We start from the raw sequence: 235 nt of genomic DNA on the forward strand, positions 1-235 counted from the left end.
GTAGATATTGAAGTCATGTCTGTTATGACTTGCAATTCCTATGATGGAAGAAGAATTTGCACATACACGCCGAAAAAAGACACATGCAGGGGTGACTCCGGTGGCCCAGTGATCTGGTTGGACCCAGACGTTAACAGATACATCTTCGTGGCAGTTGTGTCTTACGGACCTGCTGAGTGTGGTAATTCCGACGGAAGGCCGGGAGTCAACACCAATGTGTCATACTACTTGCAAT

1 protein-coding gene is annotated in these 235 nt (G+C 47.2%); it reads left to right on the forward strand.

Features of this window, described 5'->3' with window-relative positions:
- Window positions 1-15: 15 nt before the first annotated feature.
- Window positions 16-235 (forward strand): trypsin-like serine protease (locus SAY88_RS26270; protein ID WP_431308940.1); only part of this gene is annotated, 220 nt, incomplete at its 3' end.

The organism is Halalkalibacter flavus, assembly GCF_036663575.1.
Classification (GTDB): domain Bacteria; phylum Bacillota; class Bacilli; order Bacillales; family Bacillaceae_D; genus Halalkalibacter; species Halalkalibacter flavus.